Annotated in this window: 15 protein-coding genes; 7 read left to right on the forward strand and 8 right to left on the reverse strand. The window is 71.4% G+C overall.

The window, feature by feature from the left end; translation table 11 throughout:
• Positions 1 to 96 precede the first annotated feature (96 nt).
• The 3 genes from G3I42_RS01180 (at position 97) to G3I42_RS01190 (ending at position 2,531) form a co-directional block, all read left to right on the forward strand.
• Entirely contained in the window at positions 97 to 699 is a 603-nt protein-coding gene (locus tag G3I42_RS01180) for a TetR/AcrR family transcriptional regulator (RefSeq protein ID WP_239096187.1), read from the forward strand.
• Positions 700 to 870: 171 nt separating this feature from the next.
• Positions 871 to 1,620 carry a DNA repair protein RecO gene (gene recO, locus G3I42_RS01185; RefSeq protein ID WP_164281989.1) on the forward strand — a complete coding sequence of 250 codons (750 nt, stop codon included), beginning with the start codon at positions 871 to 873 and terminating at the stop codon, positions 1,618 to 1,620.
• A 68-nt stretch (positions 1,621 to 1,688) separates the two neighbouring features.
• Complete coding sequence (locus tag G3I42_RS01190) at positions 1,689 to 2,531, forward strand: isoprenyl transferase (protein WP_164281990.1); 843 nt, start codon at positions 1,689 to 1,691, stop codon at positions 2,529 to 2,531.
• A 129-nt stretch (positions 2,532 to 2,660) separates the two neighbouring features.
• Here G3I42_RS01190 and G3I42_RS01195 read toward each other — a convergent pair whose 3' ends face one another.
• The 5 genes from G3I42_RS01195 to G3I42_RS01215 all read right to left on the reverse strand — a co-directional run bounded on the left by G3I42_RS01195 (position 2,661) and on the right by G3I42_RS01215 (position 6,854).
• Positions 2,661 to 3,425: a VOC family protein gene (locus G3I42_RS01195; RefSeq protein ID WP_164281991.1), complete on the reverse strand. Its 765-nt coding sequence runs from the start codon at positions 3,423 to 3,425 to the stop codon at positions 2,661 to 2,663.
• A gap of 86 nt (positions 3,426 to 3,511) precedes the next feature.
• The gene (locus G3I42_RS01200) at positions 3,512 to 3,937 is read right to left on the reverse strand and encodes a transcriptional repressor (protein ID WP_164281992.1); all 426 of its coding nucleotides are present in this window, start codon (positions 3,935 to 3,937) and stop codon (positions 3,512 to 3,514) included.
• Positions 3,938 to 3,948: 11 nt separating this feature from the next.
• Complete coding sequence (locus tag G3I42_RS01205) at positions 3,949 to 4,899, reverse strand: metal ABC transporter permease (protein WP_164281993.1); 951 nt, start codon at positions 4,897 to 4,899, stop codon at positions 3,949 to 3,951.
• A 25-nt stretch (positions 4,900 to 4,924) separates the two neighbouring features.
• Positions 4,925 to 5,752: a metal ABC transporter ATP-binding protein gene (locus G3I42_RS01210; RefSeq protein ID WP_164281994.1), complete on the reverse strand. Its 828-nt coding sequence runs from the start codon at positions 5,750 to 5,752 to the stop codon at positions 4,925 to 4,927.
• A gap of 130 nt (positions 5,753 to 5,882) precedes the next feature.
• Positions 5,883 to 6,854, reverse strand: a complete 972-nt coding sequence (locus G3I42_RS01215) for a metal ABC transporter substrate-binding protein (RefSeq protein ID WP_164281995.1) — start codon at positions 6,852 to 6,854, stop codon at positions 5,883 to 5,885.
• Positions 6,855 to 7,098: 244 nt separating this feature from the next.
• Between G3I42_RS01215 and G3I42_RS01220 the strand changes: the two genes are divergently transcribed.
• Positions 7,099 to 8,481: a glycine--tRNA ligase gene (locus G3I42_RS01220; protein ID WP_164281996.1), complete on the forward strand. Its 1,383-nt coding sequence runs from the start codon at positions 7,099 to 7,101 to the stop codon at positions 8,479 to 8,481.
• An 86-nt stretch (positions 8,482 to 8,567) separates the two neighbouring features.
• Positions 8,568 to 9,332, forward strand: a complete 765-nt coding sequence (locus tag G3I42_RS01225) for a pentapeptide repeat-containing protein (RefSeq protein ID WP_164281997.1) — start codon at positions 8,568 to 8,570, stop codon at positions 9,330 to 9,332.
• 4 nt (positions 9,333 to 9,336) lie between these two features.
• Here the strand turns inward: G3I42_RS01225 and G3I42_RS01230 are convergent, their stop codons facing one another.
• A complete protein-coding gene (locus tag G3I42_RS01230) occupies positions 9,337 to 9,606 on the reverse strand; it encodes a hypothetical protein (RefSeq protein ID WP_164281978.1) in 270 nt (89 codons plus the stop codon).
• A 170-nt stretch (positions 9,607 to 9,776) separates the two neighbouring features.
• Between G3I42_RS01230 and G3I42_RS01235 the strand changes: the two genes are divergently transcribed.
• Both G3I42_RS01235 and G3I42_RS01240 read left to right on the forward strand, forming a co-directional pair.
• Positions 9,777 to 10,532 carry a DUF6879 family protein gene (locus G3I42_RS01235; RefSeq protein WP_164281998.1) on the forward strand — a complete coding sequence of 252 codons (756 nt, stop codon included), beginning with the start codon at positions 9,777 to 9,779 and terminating at the stop codon, positions 10,530 to 10,532.
• A gap of 15 nt (positions 10,533 to 10,547) precedes the next feature.
• Positions 10,548 to 11,399, forward strand: a complete 852-nt coding sequence (locus tag G3I42_RS01240; RefSeq protein WP_164281999.1) for a helix-turn-helix transcriptional regulator — start codon at positions 10,548 to 10,550, stop codon at positions 11,397 to 11,399.
• Between the two features lie 126 nt (positions 11,400 to 11,525).
• Here G3I42_RS01240 and G3I42_RS01245 read toward each other — a convergent pair whose 3' ends face one another.
• A complete protein-coding gene (locus G3I42_RS01245; protein ID WP_164282000.1) occupies positions 11,526 to 12,767 on the reverse strand; it encodes a hypothetical protein in 1,242 nt (413 codons plus the stop codon).
• A 172-nt stretch (positions 12,768 to 12,939) separates the two neighbouring features.
• Complete coding sequence (locus G3I42_RS01250) at positions 12,940 to 17,220, reverse strand: discoidin domain-containing protein (RefSeq protein ID WP_164282001.1); 4,281 nt, start codon at positions 17,218 to 17,220, stop codon at positions 12,940 to 12,942.
• Between the last annotated feature and the right edge of the window lie 31 nt (positions 17,221 to 17,251).

The raw sequence follows: 17,251 nt of genomic DNA on the forward strand, positions 1-17,251 counted from the left end.
GGGTGCGGAGAAGGCGGACGTGGGACCATGGAGTGAAGCGGAGGTCCCTCCGCTCTTATGGACGACCGTAACACTCTTACCGGAGGTGCCTCCGCTTTGGCTGCCGCTTCCTCGCCCCGTGCCTCCGCCTCCGGGGCCTCCCGCGCTCCCCGCGCCGATGCCGTGCGCAACCGCGAGAAGCTCCTCGAAGCGGCGCGGAACGCCTACGCCGTCGCCAGCGAGGGCGGCCCCGAGGCGACCCTCGAAGGCATCGCCAGGGCGGCGGGCGTCGGCATCGGCACGCTCTACCGGCACTTCCCCGACCGCGAGGCGCTCGTGGAGGCGGTGTACGCGGCCGAACTCGACGCGATCGTCGCGGCGGCGGCCGGACTCGCCGCGAGCGAGCCCCCCGAGCGGGCGCTGCGGGCCTGGTTCGGGCGGTACGGGGAGTTCGTCGCCGCCAAGCGCGGCATGGCCGGCACGCTGCGCTCCGCGTTCGACGCGGGCCGCCTCGCCCCCTCGACGACCCGCGCCCGGGTCACGGAGGCGGTCGCGGTCCTCCTCGAAGCGGGCGCGAAGGCGGGCGCCCTGCGCACGGACGTCCGCGCGGACGACGTCACCGCCCTCCTCCTCGGCGTCTTCCTCTCGGCAGGCCCCCGCGGCGAACAGACCCCCCGCCTCCTCGACCTCCTGGTGGACGCGGTGCGCGTGCGCGGGTGACGGGGCCCTGTGGCCGTTCCCGCACGGGGCGTCCTCCCGGGGCTCCGCCCCGGACCCCGCTCCTCAAACGCCGGAGGGGCTGGTTCATGTGGACCCGAGTTGCGAAGAACCAGCTCCTCCCGGAGCGGAGCCCCACAGAGGTCACGGGGACCCGTGCGCGACAATGGGCGCATGAGCCTGTTCCGCGACGACGGAGTCGTCCTCCGTACCCAGAAGCTCGGTGAAGCGGACCGGATCATCACCCTCCTCACGCGGGGGCAGGGGCGGGTGCGGGCCGTGGCGCGCGGGGTGCGGCGGACGAAGTCGAAGTTCGGGGCACGCCTGGAGCCGTTCTCCCACGTCGACGTGCAGTTCTTCGCACGCGGCAGCGAGCTGATCGGGCGCGGCCTGCCGCTGTGCACGCAGAGCGAGACCATCGCCCCGTACGGCCGCCACATCGTCACCGACTACGCCCGCTACACCGCCGGCACCGCGATGCTGGAGACCGCCGAGCGGTTCACGGCGAACGAGGGCGAGCCCGCGATACAGCAGTACCTGCTCCTCGTCGGCGGCCTGCGCACCCTCGCCGAGGGCAGCCACGCCCCCGCCCTCGTCATGGACGCCTTCCTGCTCCGCTCCCTCGCCGTCAACGGCTACGCCCCGAGCTTCGCCGACTGCGCCCGCTGCGGACTGCCCGGGCCCAACCGCTTCTTCTCCGTCTCCTCGGGGGGAGCGGTCTGCGGCGACTGCCGGGTGCCCGGTAGCGTCGTACCCTCCTCGGAGACCCTGATCCTGCTCGGCGCGCTGCTGACCGGGGACTGGGCCACCGCCGACGCCTGCGAGGCGCGGCACGCCAGGGAGGGCAGCGGGCTCGTCTCCGCCTACCTCTCCTGGCACCTGGAGCGCGGGCTGCGCTCGCTGCGCTACGTCGAGAAGCGGTAGAGCGGCGGCAGGACGGCAGCGGCGGCCCGCACGGCACCACCGTCGTTCAAGATGCGGAGACACCACACATGGCAGTACGCGGGATTCTCGGACACCAGCGCCGCGAGTACCGGACCCCCGATCCGCACCCCTCCGGCGCCGTCCCGCCGCGACTCCCGGCGGAAATGGTCCCGGGGCACGTCGCGATCGTCATGGACGGCAACGGCCGCTGGGCGAAGGAACGCGGGCTGCCCCGTACCGAGGGCCACAAGGTCGGCGAGTCGGTCGTCATGGACGCCATGAAGGGCTGCCTGGAACTCGGCGTCAAGAACATCTCGCTGTACGCCTTCTCCACCGAGAACTGGAAGCGCTCGCCCGACGAGGTCCGCTTCCTCATGGGCTTCAACCGCGAGGTCATCGCGCGGCGCCGCGACGAGATGGACGAACTCGGCATCCGCATCCGCTGGGTCGGCCGGATGCCGAAGCTGTGGAAGTCGGTCGTCAAGGAACTCCAGATCGCCCAGGAGCAGACCAAGGACAACGACGCCCTCACGCTCTACTTCTGCGTCAACTACGGCGGCCGTGCCGAGATCGCCGACGCCGCGCGCCGCGTCGCGGAGGACGTCGCCGCCGGGCGCCTGGACCCGTCCAAGGTCAGCGAGAAGACCTTCCAGAACTACCTCTACTACCCGGACATGCCGGACGTGGACCTCTTCCTGCGCCCCAGCGGCGAGCAGCGCACCTCGAACTTCCTGCTCTGGCAGTCGAGTTACGCGGAGATGGTCTACCAGGACGTGCTGTGGCCGGACTTCGACCGCCGCGACCTGTGGCGCGCCTGCGTCGAGTACGCCAAGCGTGACCGCCGCTTCGGCGGCGCCGTCCCCAACGAGCAACTGCTCGCCATGGAAGAGGGGATGCGGGGCAACGGCTGAGCCCGCACGGGCCGCCGCGGCGGTACGGGGAGGGGGCGCCGCTCCGTGTGAAGGGCGCCCCCTCCCCGTACCGCCGCGTCCCGAGTCGCCCCGTACCGCCGCGTCCGCAGTAACCCGCCGCGTCCGGCGTCAGCCCCGTACCAGCCCGAACACCGTCCCGTCCGGTGCCCGCAGGGTCGCGCGGCCCGCGCGGGCCGCCGGGGCGTCCTCGACGAGGAGCGTCGCGCCGGCCGCGAGCGCGGCGGCCACCGCCCGGTCCAGGTCGCCCGCGAGGAAGTCCGGCTGCCAGCGCGGGCGGGGCCGCTTGGCCCCCGTACGCAGCGGGGAGACGGAGAACAGCGGACGGGTGCCGCGCAGCAGGAGCGTCGCGTCGGGCGGGGCCGGGTGGGCCTTCGCGCCGAGGACGCGGGTGTGGAAGGCGAGCGCGTCGGCCGGGTCGGGGGTGTGCAGGCGGTAGCGCACCGCCTCGGTGATCCGCGCGTCCGCTCCCGGCTCCCACAGCGTGAGCCCGAGGCCCTGCCGGTCGGCGGCGAGCACGCCCCGGCCGCCTTCGAGCGGCAGCGGGCCCACCGCCACCGTGCCGCACAGCGCGCGTACGTGCTCGGCGGCGGTGCGGGCGTCGGGGACGGTGAGGCAGGGGGACCAGACGCCGGGGCCCGTACCGGTGTAGGCGCGGCCCACGACGAGGACCTGCGCGCCCTGCGCGTCGAGCCCCCGCCACAGCCCGCCGGGGCCGCCGCCGGGCTCGAAGCGGAGGCCGAGGACCTTGGCGTAGAACGCGCGGGCGCGTTCCGGGGTGGGGGACTGGAGGGCGGCCCAGGCCGCGGCGCCGCGCTGCGCCGGGCGGTGGGATCTCGCCGGGCGCGGGATCGCGTCCGTCAAGCTTTCTGTCACAAGGACCTCCGGTAAGGACCGGGATGTGTGGCCCTCGCCTACCCGGCGCCGGAGGTCCTAATCATGTGAAGAGTCCGACAGACGGGTCAACGGCCGGTTTTCTCCCCGGTGCAGCAGTCCCCGCACGTCCCGAAGACCTCCACCGTATGGGCGACCTCCACGAAGCCGTGCTGGGCCGCGACCGTCGCCGCCCACTCCTCGACCGCCGCGCCCTCGACCTCCACGGCCTTGCCGCAGCTGCGGCACACGAGGTGGTGGTGGTGCTGCTCCGTGGCGCATCTGCGGTAGACCGCCTCGCCCTCCGCGTTGCGCAGCACGTCGACCTCGCCCGCGTCGGCGAGGGACTGGAGCGTGCGGTAGACCGTGGTGAGGCCGACCGAGTCGCCCCGGTGCTTGAGCATGTCGTGCAGGTCCTGGGCGCTGCGGAACTCCTCGACCTCGGAGAGGGCCGAGGCCACGGCGGCGCGTTGCCGGGTCGAACGCCCCCGTACCGGGGGTCCAGCGGTGGTCACCGGTTGCCTCCTCACGTCTGCTGGCTGGTCATTGTGCCAGGTGCGGCGGTGCCCGGGCCGCCGCCGACGTCCGCGACGGGCTCTTCCGACCGTACGTCCGTGCCCGCTTCCAACGGGCATCCGGCCGGGTCGGCCGCTGCCTTCGCCCTCGCCTGGCGGCGCGCCAGCGGTGCCGCGAGGAGCGAGAGCGCGACGAAGACGCCGATCGCGAGCAGCACGATCGTGCCGCCGGGCGGCAGGTCCTGGTAGTACGAGAGCGTCGTGCCGCCGAGCGTCGTGACGACGCCGATCGCGACCGCGCCCGCGAAGGTGAACGCGAAGCTGCGGGTGAGCTGTTGCGCCGCCGCGACCGGGATCACCATGAGCGCGCTCACCAGGAGCAGCCCCACGATCCGCATGGCGACGGTGACGGTCGCCGCCGCGGTGACCGCGACGAGCAGGTTGAGCAGCCGCACGGGCAGCCCGGTCACGCGCGCGTACTCCTCGTCCTGGCTCACCGCGAAGAGGTGGCGCCGCAGCCCCACCGTGACGAGCACGACGAAGCCCGCGAGCACGCACACCGCGACGACGTCGCTCGGCGAGACCGTCGAGAGCGAGCCGAACAGGTACGAGGTGAGGTTGGCGTTCGAGCCGGCCGGGGCGAGGTTCGTCAGCACGACGCCGCCCGCCATGCCCCCGTAGAAGAGCATCGCGAGCGCCACGTCGCCGCGCGTGCGCCCGTACCAGCGGATGAGTTCCATCACGATCGCGCCGCCGACCGAGACGGCCGCCGCCGTCCACAGCGGCGAGGCCGAGAGCAGGAAGCCGAGGCCGACGCCGGTGAGCGCCACGTGCCCGATGCCGTCGCCCATGAGGGCCTGGCGGCGCTGCACGAGGTAGATGCCGATGGCGGGCGCGGTGATGCCGACGAGTACGGCCGCGAGCAGCGCGCGCTGCATGAGGGCGGACTGGAGCATGTCCATGGGTTCGCTGTGCCTTCCTCGCCGCTCAGCCGAGCAGCCCGCTGCGGACCGGTTCGGCCGCGCCGGAGTGGGGGTGGACGTGGTCGTGGCCGGGCAGCGCGTGCTGGCCGACCGCACGCGGCGGCGGGCCGTCGTGCCGTACGCAGCCGTCGCGCAGGACGATCGCGCGGTCGATGAGCGGTTCGAGCGGCCCGAGTTCGTGCAGCACGAGGAGCACGGTCGTGCCGCGCTCGACCTGCGCCGCGAGGGTGCGGGCCAGGACCTGCTGGCTCTCCAGGTCCACGCCGGCCATCGGCTCGTCCATGACGAGCAGTTCGGGCTCCGAGGCGAGCGCGCGGGCGATCAGTACGCGCTGGTGCTGGCCGCCGGAGAGCGCCTCGACCGGGTCCTTCGCGCGGTCCGCCATCCCCACCTCTTCGAGCGCCGCGCGTATCGCCGCGCGGTCCGCGCGCCCCAGGAACCCGAGCCTCGCGCGCGAGAGCCGCCCCGAGGCGACGACCTCGGAGACGGTCGCGGGGACCCCTCCGGCGGCGGTCGTGCGCTGCGGTACGTAGCCGACGCGCGCCCAGTCGCGGAAGCGCCGCAGCGGGGAGCCGAACAGCTCGACGCCGCCCGCGGTGACCGGGACCTGCCCGATCGCGACGCGCACGGCCGTCGACTTGCCCGAGCCGTTGGCGCCGAGCAGCGTCACGACCTCGCCGCGCCGCACCCGCACGTCGATCCCGTGCAGGACGGGGCGCGCGCCGAGCCGCGCGGAGACCTCGCGCAGCGCGAGCACGGTCTCCCGGCCGTCGTCGGGCTCCCTGCCGTCGGCCGCGTCGTCGGCCGCGCCGGAGCGGGGTTCGGGGATCATGAGCGCGCCTCCTGGGGCGGGGTGAGGGTGCGGTGGGGCGGGGCTGCGGGGCGTGGCGGGCACCGGAGCGGCGGGGACGGGGCGTACGGGGGCCGCGTACGGGGAGGCCGCTCCCGCGCCGTTCGGCCGCTCAGGACGCCCCCAGTGCCTTCTGGAGCGCCGTGAGGTTCGCGTGCATGACCTCGATGTAGTCGTCGCCGCGCGACTTGTCCGTGATGCCCTCCAGCGGGTCGAGCACATCGGTGCGCAGGCCCGAGTCGCCCGCGACGGTCTTGGCGGTGCGGTCGGAGACGAGCGTCTCGTAGAAGACGGTCGTGACGTGGTCGGCCTTCGCGATCTCGCGCAGGTCCTTCATCCGGGCGAGGCTCGGCTCGCTCTCCGGGTTGAGGCCCGCGATGGCCTCCTCGGTGAGGCCGTAGCGCTCGGCGAGGTAGCCGAAGGCGGCGTGCGTCGTGAGGAAGACCTTCGTCTTGGTGTTCCTGAGGCCCTCGCGGTAGTCGGCGTCGAGCGCGCCGAGCTTGCCGACGAGGGTCTTCGTGTTCTTCGCGTACGTGTCCGCGTGGTCGGGGTCGGCCTTCTCCAGCTCCTTGCCGACGCCCTTCGCGAGCTGCGCGTAGCGGACCGGGTCGAGCCACACGTGGGGGTCCTCGCCCGCCTCGCCGCCGTGGTCGTGGTCGTGGTCGTCGGCGTGCCCGCCGACCTCCGTGCCGTGCTTCTCCAGGGTCGTGAGCGAGGCCGCGTCCAGCTTGTGCTTCACGGCGGACTGCGCGGCCACGTCGTCCACGGAGGGCTGGAGGCCCTTGAGGTAGAGGAGGACGCCCGAGTCCTCGATCGCGACGGTCTGCTTGGCGCTGATCTCCAGGTCGTGCGGCTCCTGCCCCGGCTTCGTCAGGGTGTCCACGTGCACGTGGCCGCCGCCGATCTCCTCGGCGAGGTACGTGAGCGGGTAGAACGCGGACGTGACCTTGAGCTTCCCGTCCTCGTCCGTCCCGGAGGCGCTGGAGGAGCAAGCGGCGAGGGCGCCCGCGCCGAGGAGGGCGGCGAGGGCGCCGGCGGCGGCGCGGAGGGATATGTGGGGGCGGCGGCGGGAGCTGGACTTCATGACAGTCATTTTCAACAAAACTGGAAACGATTGTCAATTACGAAAGCAGTGCGCACCCGGACGCGCTCCGTGACCGAGGCCGGTGAGGCGCCCGCCGGTGCGGCGAGCCCCGGCCCGGAACCGCCCGCCGGGGAACCGATTTGATCCGGGGTACGGGGCCGCCGGTAACCTGAGGTATTCGCTGGGCAGTGGCGGGCTCGCCGGGCCCAGAAGACCGCTTCGTCGTCGTAATGAAGAGAGCACCGTGGCCGCCGACAAGATCGACACCATCGTCAGCCTGAGCAAGCGCCGTGGCTTCGTCTACCCGAGCAGCGAGATCTACGGCGGTCAGCGCGCCGCCTGGGACTACGGGCCCCTCGGCGTCGAGCTGAAGGAGAACATCAAGCGCAACTGGTGGCGCTACATGGTCACCTCGCGCGACGACGTGGTCGGCCTCGACTCCTCCGTCATCCTCGCGACCGAGGTCTGGGTGGCCTCGGGCCACGTCGCGACCTTCAGCGACCCGCTCACCGAGTGCACCTCCTGCCACAAGCGCTACCGCGCCGACCACCTGGAGGAGGCGTACGAGGAGAAGCACGGCCACCTCCCGCCCGGCGGCCTCGCCGACCTCAACTGCCCCAACTGCGGCAACAAGGGCACCTTCACCGAGCCCAAGCAGTTCTCCGGCCTGCTGGAGACGCACCTCGGCCCCACCCAGGACACCGGCTCGGTCGCGTACCTGCGCCCCGAGACCGCGCAGGGCATCTTCACCAACTTCGCCCAGGTCAAGCTGACCTCGCGCCGCAAGCCGCCCTTCGGCATCGCGCAGATGGGCAAGTCCTTCCGCAACGAGATCACGCCCGGCAACTTCATCTTCCGCACCCGCGAGTTCGAGCAGATGGAGATGGAGTTCTTCGTCAAGCCGGGCGAGGACGAGAAGTGGCAGGAGTACTGGATGGAGCAGCGCTGGAACTGGTACACGGGCCTCGGCCTGCGCGAGGAGAACATGCGCTGGTTCGAGCACCCGAAGGAGAAGCTCTCCCACTACTCCAAGCGCACCGCCGACATCGAGTACCGCTTCCAGTTCGGCGGCTCCGAGTGGGGTGAGCTGGAGGGCGTCGCCAACCGCACCGACTACGACCTCTCCGCGCACGCGAAGGCGAGCGGCCAGGACCTCTCCTACCGCGACCAGGAGGCCGGCGAGAACTGGACGCCGTACGTCATCGAGCCCGCGGCCGGTGTCGGCCGCACGATGCTCGCCTTCATGCTCGACGCGTACGCCGAGGACGAGGCGCCCAACGCCAAGGGCAAGCTGGAGAAGCGCGTCGTGATGCGCCTCGACCCGCGCCTCGCCCCCGTCAAGGCCGCGGTGCTCCCGCTCTCGCGCAACCCCGAGCTGTCGCCGAAGGCCAAGAGCCTCGCCGCCGCGCTCCGTCAGCACTGGAACATCGACTTCGACGACGCGGGCGCCATCGGCCGCCGCTACCGCCGCCAGGACGAGATCGGCACGCCGTTCTGCGTCACCGTCGACTTCGACACGCTCGACGACAACGCGATCACCGTGCGCGAGCGCGACACGATGAAGCAGGAGCGGGTCTCGCTCGACCAGATCGAGGGCTACCTCTCGGCGCGCCTCATCGGCTGCTGAACCGCCGCGGTCCGGGCCGCGCCTCTCTCGTACGTACGGGAACGGCGCGGCCCGCCGTCGTTCGTACGCCTCCCGAAAGGCAGCCCGTGCCCGCCGACTCCCCGCCCCTCACCCCCGACTGCGGCTCCTGCGCCGGGCTGTGCTGCGTCGCGCTGCCCTTCGCGAAGTCCGCCGACTTCGCCGCGAGCAAACCGGCCGGGACCCCGTGCGCGCACCTGGCCGACGACTTCCGCTGCGCGATCCACGAGCGCCTGCGCCCCTCGGGCTGGAGCGGCTGCACGGTCTTCGACTGCCACGGCGCCGGCCAGCACCTCACCCAGCACACCTTCGGCGGTCGCGACTGGCGCTCCGAACCCGCCCTGCGCGCCCCCATGTTCCGCGCCTTCCCCGTCCTCCTCCACCTCCACGAACTCCTCCGCTACCTCACGGAGGCGGCCGAGCGGGCACCGCGACGGCTGTACGAGGACACGGAGGCGGCCCGCGCCCGGGTGGCAGCCCTCACGGCGTACGACCCCGACGCGCTCGCCGCCGTCGACGTGTCGGCCGAACGCGCCCGCGCCAACCCGGTCCTGACCCGCGTGAGCAAGGCCGTCCGCGCCACCCTCCCCGGCCCCCGCCCCGACCGCCGGGGCGCCGACCTCCTTGGCGCCCGCCTTCGCGACGCGGACCTCCGCGCCGCCAACCTCCGCGGCGCCCTCCTGATCGGCACGGACCTCCGCGGCGCCGACCTGCGCGGAGCGGACGTGACGGGGGCGGACTTCCGGGGGGCGGACCTGAGGGGGGCGGATGTGCGGGGGGTGCTGTTCCTGCTGCCGGGGCAGTTGAGGGCGGCGAGGACGGACCGGCCCTGAGCCCTCAGCCGGTTTTGTGCCCCGCCCGCAGGAGCAGCAGCTCTTCCCCGGCCCGAAACCGCCCCCAGCCGCCGCCCTCCCAGCCCAGGACGACGAACAACCCCCCGAGGGCGCCGATCCCGGTCCGCACGACCACGACGGTCCGCCAGCGCCCCACGTGCCGCACCTGATCGCCGACGGCGACGAGGGCGGCGACTTTGACGAGGGGGGCGCCCGGTTCAAAGGAAGCGGCGCGGGAGCATGGGTCGACGCCGGGCCGGTCGTTGGCTTCCATGAACGACACGGTAGGGAAGCGGAACTGAGGCGGCGTAGCCTGTTTTCTTGACTTTTCTCGGGCATTGACTTGCTTAGCTCGTTTTTTCGCGTGAAAGTGGGCGGAGTCCGTGGTGAGGCCATCACCGCTGGGCAAGGCTGAGGCTGTCAGCTTCGGCGAAAGGATCTGTGATGGCCCGACGACTGCGATTCAACGGGACGGGGAGCGGCGGTGGTTCCTGCCCGGCCGTACACGAGGACCTTGACACGGGTGAGGTCATCGTGCACGGGCCGCGTCTCACCGACCCGGAAGCCTTGGCGCAACTCCAGCACATCGACGAGGACGAAGTCCCCATCGTGATGCCCCGCAACACGCTGATCGACTTCGGCCCGAAGGACCGCGACGCCGAACCACGCATCCTCGACCCGGAGACGTTCGCGGGGATGTTCCAGAACTTCCGGCACAGCGCCTGGCACCTGGAGATGCGCCGGGGGTACGCGGTCGACCGGAAGGAGAGTACATACGCTCAGTTCCTGCGGGGTGAGACACCCACGTGGAACATGGACTCCTCCTGGTCCCGCACGATCAGCGCCAAGACCCGTGACGGTGTTTACGTCGGACGCGTCCGCGTCGTGGACAACCCGCCGACCGAGGGGCAGCGCTACCTTCTCGCACACGCGGAACACAACGCCGCGCTGGGCGAGGAAGTGCGCAACATGTGGTGTGGGGACGCCGAACGCGTCAACCTTCCGGACGAGGACTTCTGGATCTTCGACTCGCACATCGTTGTCTTGTGCCTGTTCGACGACGACGATGTCCTGACGGGAGCCGAGCTGATCACCGAACCGGCCCGCGTCAACCAGTACAACCGCATCAGGGACGTGGCCCAGCACTACGCCACGCCGTTCAGGAAGTTCGTGGCGGAGCTGGCCGCGAAGGAGGAGTAGCGCAGGGATGTGCCGGTGAGCACCGACTACCAGCAGGCCCGCGAAGCGCTCGGGATACGGCTTCGGGAGCTTCGTCTGTCCTGCCCTGACGGCCGGCTCACCGGCACCGCGCTGGCCCTCAGGCTCGGGTGGCCCAATTCGAAGGTCTCCAAGCTGGAGCTGGGGAAGCAGACGGCGACACCGGAGGATCTGCACGCGTGGGCGCAGGCGTGCGGGCAGGCCGAGGCTGCTGACGAACTCCGGTCCCGGCTGGCCGGGTTCGAGTCGCACATCCGCTCGTGGCGGAGGCAGCTGACCGCAGGACACAAGGCGGTGCAGGACGCCGCCACGGTCGAGCACGAGCGGACCAGGGTCCTCACCATGTGGGAAAACTGCCTCATCCCCGGAATGCTTCAGATCCCCGAATACGCCCGCCATGTCTTCACCAGGCATGCCGACCTCATGCGGTCGCCGCGTGATACCGAGGACGCCGTACGCGCCCGCATCCAGCGCCAGGAGGGTCTGTACCGGCCCGGCAGGAAGTACCGGATCATGATGTGGGAGGGCGCACTGCGTTCCTTGGTGTGCCCGCCGCCCGTATTCGCGGCTCAGCTTCACCACCTTGGCGGCGTCATCGGCCTGGACACCGTGGACCTTGGCATCGTTCCGTTCAGTGCCCCACTGCGGATCTGGCCCGGTAACAGTTTCTGGGTCTACGACGATCGCCTTGCCATCGTCGAGGACTGGCACGCCGAACTCTGGCTCGACGACGCCGATACCGTCGCGCTCTACCTGCGCACCTGGCAGACCCTCCGCGAGTCCGCCGTTTTCGGCCCCGAGGCCCACCGCCTCATCCACGCCGCCCGCCGCGCGCTCGACGCGGGGTGACGGCACCGGCACCGGCTTCCGCTCGGCCGCGCTCCCGCACTTCGGGGACGGCGGTACCGCGCGACGCGCCCGCCGCCACGCCGTCCCGCAGGAACGGCTCGCCTCCCCCCGGGCAGGCGGCGCGCCTCAGCTCGTGATGACGGGCTCCATGCCCGCCGCCGCGTCCGCTGGGACACGGATCGCCCGGTGTGCGCACGCCCGATCCGCCGGGGCCGTCGCGGTTTCCAGGGCCTGGTAGTAGGCCGAGGGGCGTGTGGCGAAGTCGGCGCCTGCGGCGAGGAACTCGGGGTCGGGGTCGGCTCCGCGCAGGAGGTCGACGGAGGTCTGGGCGAAGGTGTGGGCGAGAGCCCCCCGCTCGGCCTGGGCGAGGGTGCGGCGGACGTTCCGGATGGCGGCTGTCCTGGCCTGCCGGTCCGCCGCGCCGTCCGATCCCTCGGCGAGGGCCAGGACTTCCGGGGCGAGCAGCTTCGCCGTCTCGGCGGCCCGGCCGGTCGCCTCGGCCGCTCGGGGCCCGGCCCCGACGAGGACTTCCAGGGCGGCGAGCAGGGCGCCCTCCTGTGCTCCGGGCTGCTCGGCGTCCAGCCGTACGAGTGCTGCGTCGCAGGCCCCCGCCGTGAGCGCGGCGACTGCGCGGAGCACGTCGGCGCTCGCGTCCCTGCCGAGACCGGCGAGCCTGCCGGGGGACTGTGCGGCCGCCTCACGCACCTCGTCCGCCGAGGCGAGGCCCGCGGCTTCCAGCGCCTCGCCGTGCGGAAGGTTCTTGGCGGGGACGCGGGCCAGCACAGCCCGTACCCGTTCCTCGTGGAGCGGCCGCCAGGCCGTGACGACGGCTGCCGTGGCTCGCCGGTGGTCGCCGAGGAGCCGGGCGGCGGCCTCGCCGAGGTCGTGGGCCCTGCGCAGCGCCGAGCGGCTGAGCCGTACCGTGCCGTCGCGGGCCAGGAGCACCGCGCTCCAGACAAGCCCTCCGAGCATGAGGGGGAGCGCGAGGAGGATCAGGGTGTCGCTCGCCCTGACGAGGGGACCCTGCTCCAGCGGGTCGTCGGCGGGGATCAGCCCGCCCTTGTGCTCGCCCAGTGCGTAGGCCCAGCCGTAGTCCGTGCCCGTCGGGTAGTACTCGTCGTCGCCAGGGTGCGGTTTGAGTACCGCGTCGCGCTCGGCGTCGCACTGGTAGTGGCCGGAGTGCTGCTTCTTGGTGAAGGGGTCCGTCCAGCGGACGTCGCAGGCCCCGTCCTTGGCTTCCTTGTCGACGGTCAGCTCGACCTGAACGGAGGGGGACTCGTCCGGCGCCACGGTGTACAACACGCCGGACACCGCGAACAGCGCCACCCCCAGCACCAGCACCCACCGTGCCGCGAGCCGTCCACTCAACCCGACCACCCCTTTCACATCTTCCCCACAGCATCCCCTACGTGTAGGAGCCAAGGAAGGGCGGTCCCCGGCAGCGCCGCGAAGGGACGCGCTGTCGGGGTCCGGCAGCCACGCGGGCGGGGCCCGCCCTCCCGAAGGAGAGCGGGCCCCGCCGCTTGGTGCTTCCGAGCGCTCAGGGAACGATGTTGATCTTGAAGGTCGACGTCGTGTTCCTGATGTCCTGCGCGTTGCCCGAGAGCTTGAGGTTCTTGAAGGTCGCCTCGCCCACCGCCGGGCCCTGGCCCGGTTCGGGGAGTTCGTTGGCCCAGATGCCCCAGCCGGACTTCGCGTCGAACGCGTCGCCGCTCTTCTTGGAGTTGGTGATGGAGATGTCGGTGAAGATCGTGTCCTTGACCGGGAACTGCGGCTGGCCGCCCACGTAGTTGGTCTGGAACATCACGCCGCCGTACGTCGAGTCGTTGATGTCGACGTTGTTGACGCGGATGCCCTGGAAGACCTTCGACGCGGAGAACATCCAGATCGCCGGGAAGACCTGCGAGCCCCAGAAGTGGCCACCGGTGCGTTCCAGTGTCACGTTCTCGACGGTCGTCGGATCGGTCCCGAAGCCGTTCATCGGGTAGCCGAAGTCGAGCGAGGAGATCGTGATGCCGGAGTACACGAGGGTGTCCGCGATCCGGATGTTGCGGAAGGTGTTGCTGTAGCCGCCGTAGACCGCGAGGCCCGCCGCACGCCAGGTGAGCGTGGAGGTCAGGTTCTCGAAGACGTTGTTCTTCTCGTCGGCGCCGCCCGCGTCGATCGCCGAGAACAGCGCGAAGCTGTCGTCGCCGGTGGCCCGCGCGTCGTTGTTGACGACGTGGTTGTCCGTCGATCCGTTGGTCATGTTGATGCCGTCGGCGAACATGTCGCGGATGCGGGAGTTCTTGATCGTCATGTTGTCGGTGTTCGCGCCCCAGTAGAGGCACACCATGTGCTCGACCCAGATGTTGTCGATGGTGATGTCCGAGACGTTCGAGAAGTCGAACACCTTGCCCGGACCGTCGATGCGGGACGTGTAGTTGCCGAAGTAGGCGAAGCCCGCGAACGAGGAGCCCTTGGCGCTCGCCTCGGCGCGGAAGCCGATGTCGGTGTTGTCCTGCGAGGAGGGCGCGTGGAAGCGGGTGAACCAGGGCCCGGCGCCGACGACCTTGACCGCCTTGCCATAGACCTGGAACTTGCTCGACGTCTCGTAGTCACCGGCCGGCAGGTAGACACCGACGAGCTTGCCCGTCGTGTCCATGCGGACCTTGTCCAGGGCGTTCTGCACGTCCTGGTGCGAGAAACCGGCGGGGACGGTGTACGCGGCCGGGTCCGGGTTGGCGGCGGCGGTCGCCAGCTCGGTGTTGACGAAGTCGATCGCGTACGTCGAGGAGTTGGCCGCGTCCTTCTGGAGGCGGATCTTCGCACCGGCCGGCACGGTCTTGCCGAGCTGGAGGTTCGCCTCGTCGTAGATGTGGCGCGGGGCGCCGGAGCCCGCGTCGTTGCCGGGCGCCGTCTCGTTGCCGTACAGCCACGCGTACTTCGACGTGAGGTCGATGGCCTTGAGGAACTGGCCGTCCACGTACACGTTCAGCGTGGTGTTGGTGCCGTCCGGGATCGAGAAGCGGGTGACCAGGGTGTTGGTCGCGGCCCGGGTCGTCCACTCGACGTACTGGCCGGTGCTGGAGAGGGTCACGGCCTTGCGCCCGCTCGCTTCGCCCGCGATGTCGCCGACGGTGCGGTTGGGCCCGACCACCTTGGCGCCGCCGCCGACGGTGCCGTCCTCGGCCTCGTACATGTCGTACGGCATGTTCGCGCCGCGCCCGATGAAGAGCGCCTGCTCGGTGGTGTTGTTGTCGCGCTTGACCGGGAGTTCGTTGGCGTCGGCCGCGATGACGGTCTTGACGGTGAACTTGCCGTTGGCGGCGGTCCAGGAGCCGAGGTTCACGGCGGAGGTCGTGGCCCCGGCGGCGATCGCGCCGTTGTAGGCGCCGGTCAGCGTCTTGACGGTGTTGCCCGAGGCGTCCTGGATCGTCAGCGTCACGTTGTGGGCGCCGGAGGCCGCGGCCTGGGTGCCCTGGTTCTTGATCGCGACGCTGAAGTTGACGTTCTGCCCGGCGGTGGCGCTGCTGGGCGACCAGGAGACCGGGGAGGCGAGGAGGTCGGAGCTGGAGACCGGCTTGACCACGAGCGCGTCGGAACGGGTGAAGGTGTTGTTCGACTCGTTCTGCTCGACGACCTTGTTCGACGGGTCGACCTCGGCGCTCAGCGGGTAGCTGCCCGCGTCACGCGCGCCGATGCTCGCGGTGACCGTCTTCGACTCGCCGGCCGCGAGCGCGGGGACGTCGGCGGTGCCCGCCTTGGTGCCGCCGAGCGAGAAGTTGAGGTCCGTCGCCTTGGCGGCCTTCGTGCCGCTGTTGGTGACGGTCGCGCTCAGGCTGATCGCGTCCGACTCGACCGGCGCGGCGGGCGAGTTGGTGATCCCGGTGACCTTGAGGTCGGGGTTGGCCGCCGGGGAGCCGATGACCTGGAACTCGGCGACCTGCGCGCCCGGGGCGCCCGTGTTCTTGGTGAACTTGAGCTGGACGTCGGCGGCGGAGCCGGTCACCGGGATGGTGACGGTGTTCCCGCTGCCCGGGTCGAAGGTGTAGTCCTTCGCGGCGGCGAGGCTCGTGAAGGCGGAGGAGTCCTGGTCGCGGCCGAGCACCTGGATGTTCTGGGTGCGCGAGGCCCAGGCGGAGTCGGGGCTGAGCTTCACGACGACCTGGTTCACGTCGGCGTTCGCGCCGAGCTTCGTCGTCAGCGTCGCCGGGTACGAGCCGCCCGCGCTCTCCCAGTAGGTGCTGGTGAGCCCGTCGTTGGCGTTCGCCGCGACGAAGGTGAAGGTGTCCGACGAGGACGTGATCGGCTTGCCCTGGGCGAGGTTGGAGCCCGGCCCGCTCGTGGAGCCGGGGCGCGTGACGCTGTTGCTGGCCGTCGAGACGTTGCCCGCCGCGTCCTTCGCCTTGACGTAGTACGTGACGGTCGCGGCGGCCGAGGGCGTGTCGGTGTACGTGAGGACGTCCCCGGCGACGGACTTCACGAGCTTGTCGTTGGCGTAGACGTCGTACCCGGTGACCTTGACGTTGTCGCTCGCGGCCTGCCAGGTGAGCTTCACGTCCGCGCCGGACTGCGTCCAGGCGAGGTTGCCCGGGGCGGTCGGGGCCTGCGTGTCGCCGCCCTGGCCCTTGCGCGTGACGCTGTTGCTGTTCGACGAGACGTTCCCGGCCGCGTCCTTGGCGCGCACGTAGTACGTGACGTCCGTCGAGGCGGGCTGGTTGTCGGTGTACGTCAGGACGTTGCCCGCCACGCTCGCGCGGAGCTGGCCGTTGGCGTAGATGTCGTAGCCGGTGACCCCGGTGTCGTCGCTCGCGGCCTTCCAGTCGAGCTTGATCTGCCCGGAGGCGGGCTCGGTGTAGGCGAGGCCGGAGGGGGCGCTCGGCGCCTGCGTGTCGCCGGTCGCGGGACCGTAGACCTCGACCTCGGAGAACTGCCCTGCGGGCCAGCCGGTGTTGGCGGTGACGAGGACCCGTACGTACCGCGTCGTGGTCGTGTCGAAGGAGATGTCCGTCGACTGGTCGTTGTTCGCGTCGAAGGTGTACGCCTTCGAGGCGGACAGGTCCGTGAAGTTCTGGTTGTCCGTCGAGCCCTGGATCTTCAGCGTCTGCTGGCGGCTCGGCCAGCCGCTCGGCAGCCGCAGGGTCACCTGGTTGACCTTGACGGAGGAGCCGAGGTCGACCTGCACCCACTGCGGGAAGGAGTTGTTCTTGCTCTCCCAGTAGGTGTTCCTGTTGCCGTCCCCGGCGTTGGACGCGCCGTAGACGTCGGAGTGGCCCGACTCGCTGAAGGTCTTGCCCTGGGCGAGGTTGGGGCTCGCGGCGGCGGTCGTGAGGACCTGCATCTCGGCGAGCTGCCCGGTGCCCGTCACCGAGTTGGCGGTGAAGTCGGCGCGGACGTACCGGGCGAGCGTCGCGGGCACGGAGACCTTGACGGTGTTCCCGTTGGCCGGGCCGAAGGTGTACTGCGCCGAGGTCTTGAGCGTCGCCCAGCTCGTGCCGTCCGCGCTGCCCTGGAGGGCGAGCGTCTGCTTGCGGCTCTCCCACCCTGCGGGGAGTTTCAGGACGACCTGCTTGACGCGCTTGGCCTTGCCGAGGTCGGTCTGCACCCACTGCGCCGACTTCTTGCCGGCCTGCCAGTAGGTCGACGCGTCGCCGTCGGTCACGGCGGCGGCGGAGTGCTTGCCGAAGGTGCTGCCTGCCGTGGTCGTGGCGTCGGCGGCGGCGTCGGGTCCTCCGGCCGCCTGGGCGCCGAGGGCCGGCAGCCCGAGCACCATGACGCCGGAGGCGAGCACGGCGGCGGCCGTGCGGCGTCTCCAGCGCCTGGACGCGGATCTTGACATCGCGGGGTCCCTCTCTGCGGGGGCCTCGCAC

The organism is Streptomyces sp. SID11385, from assembly GCF_010548245.1.
Lineage (GTDB): Bacteria > Actinomycetota > Actinomycetes > Streptomycetales > Streptomycetaceae > Streptomyces.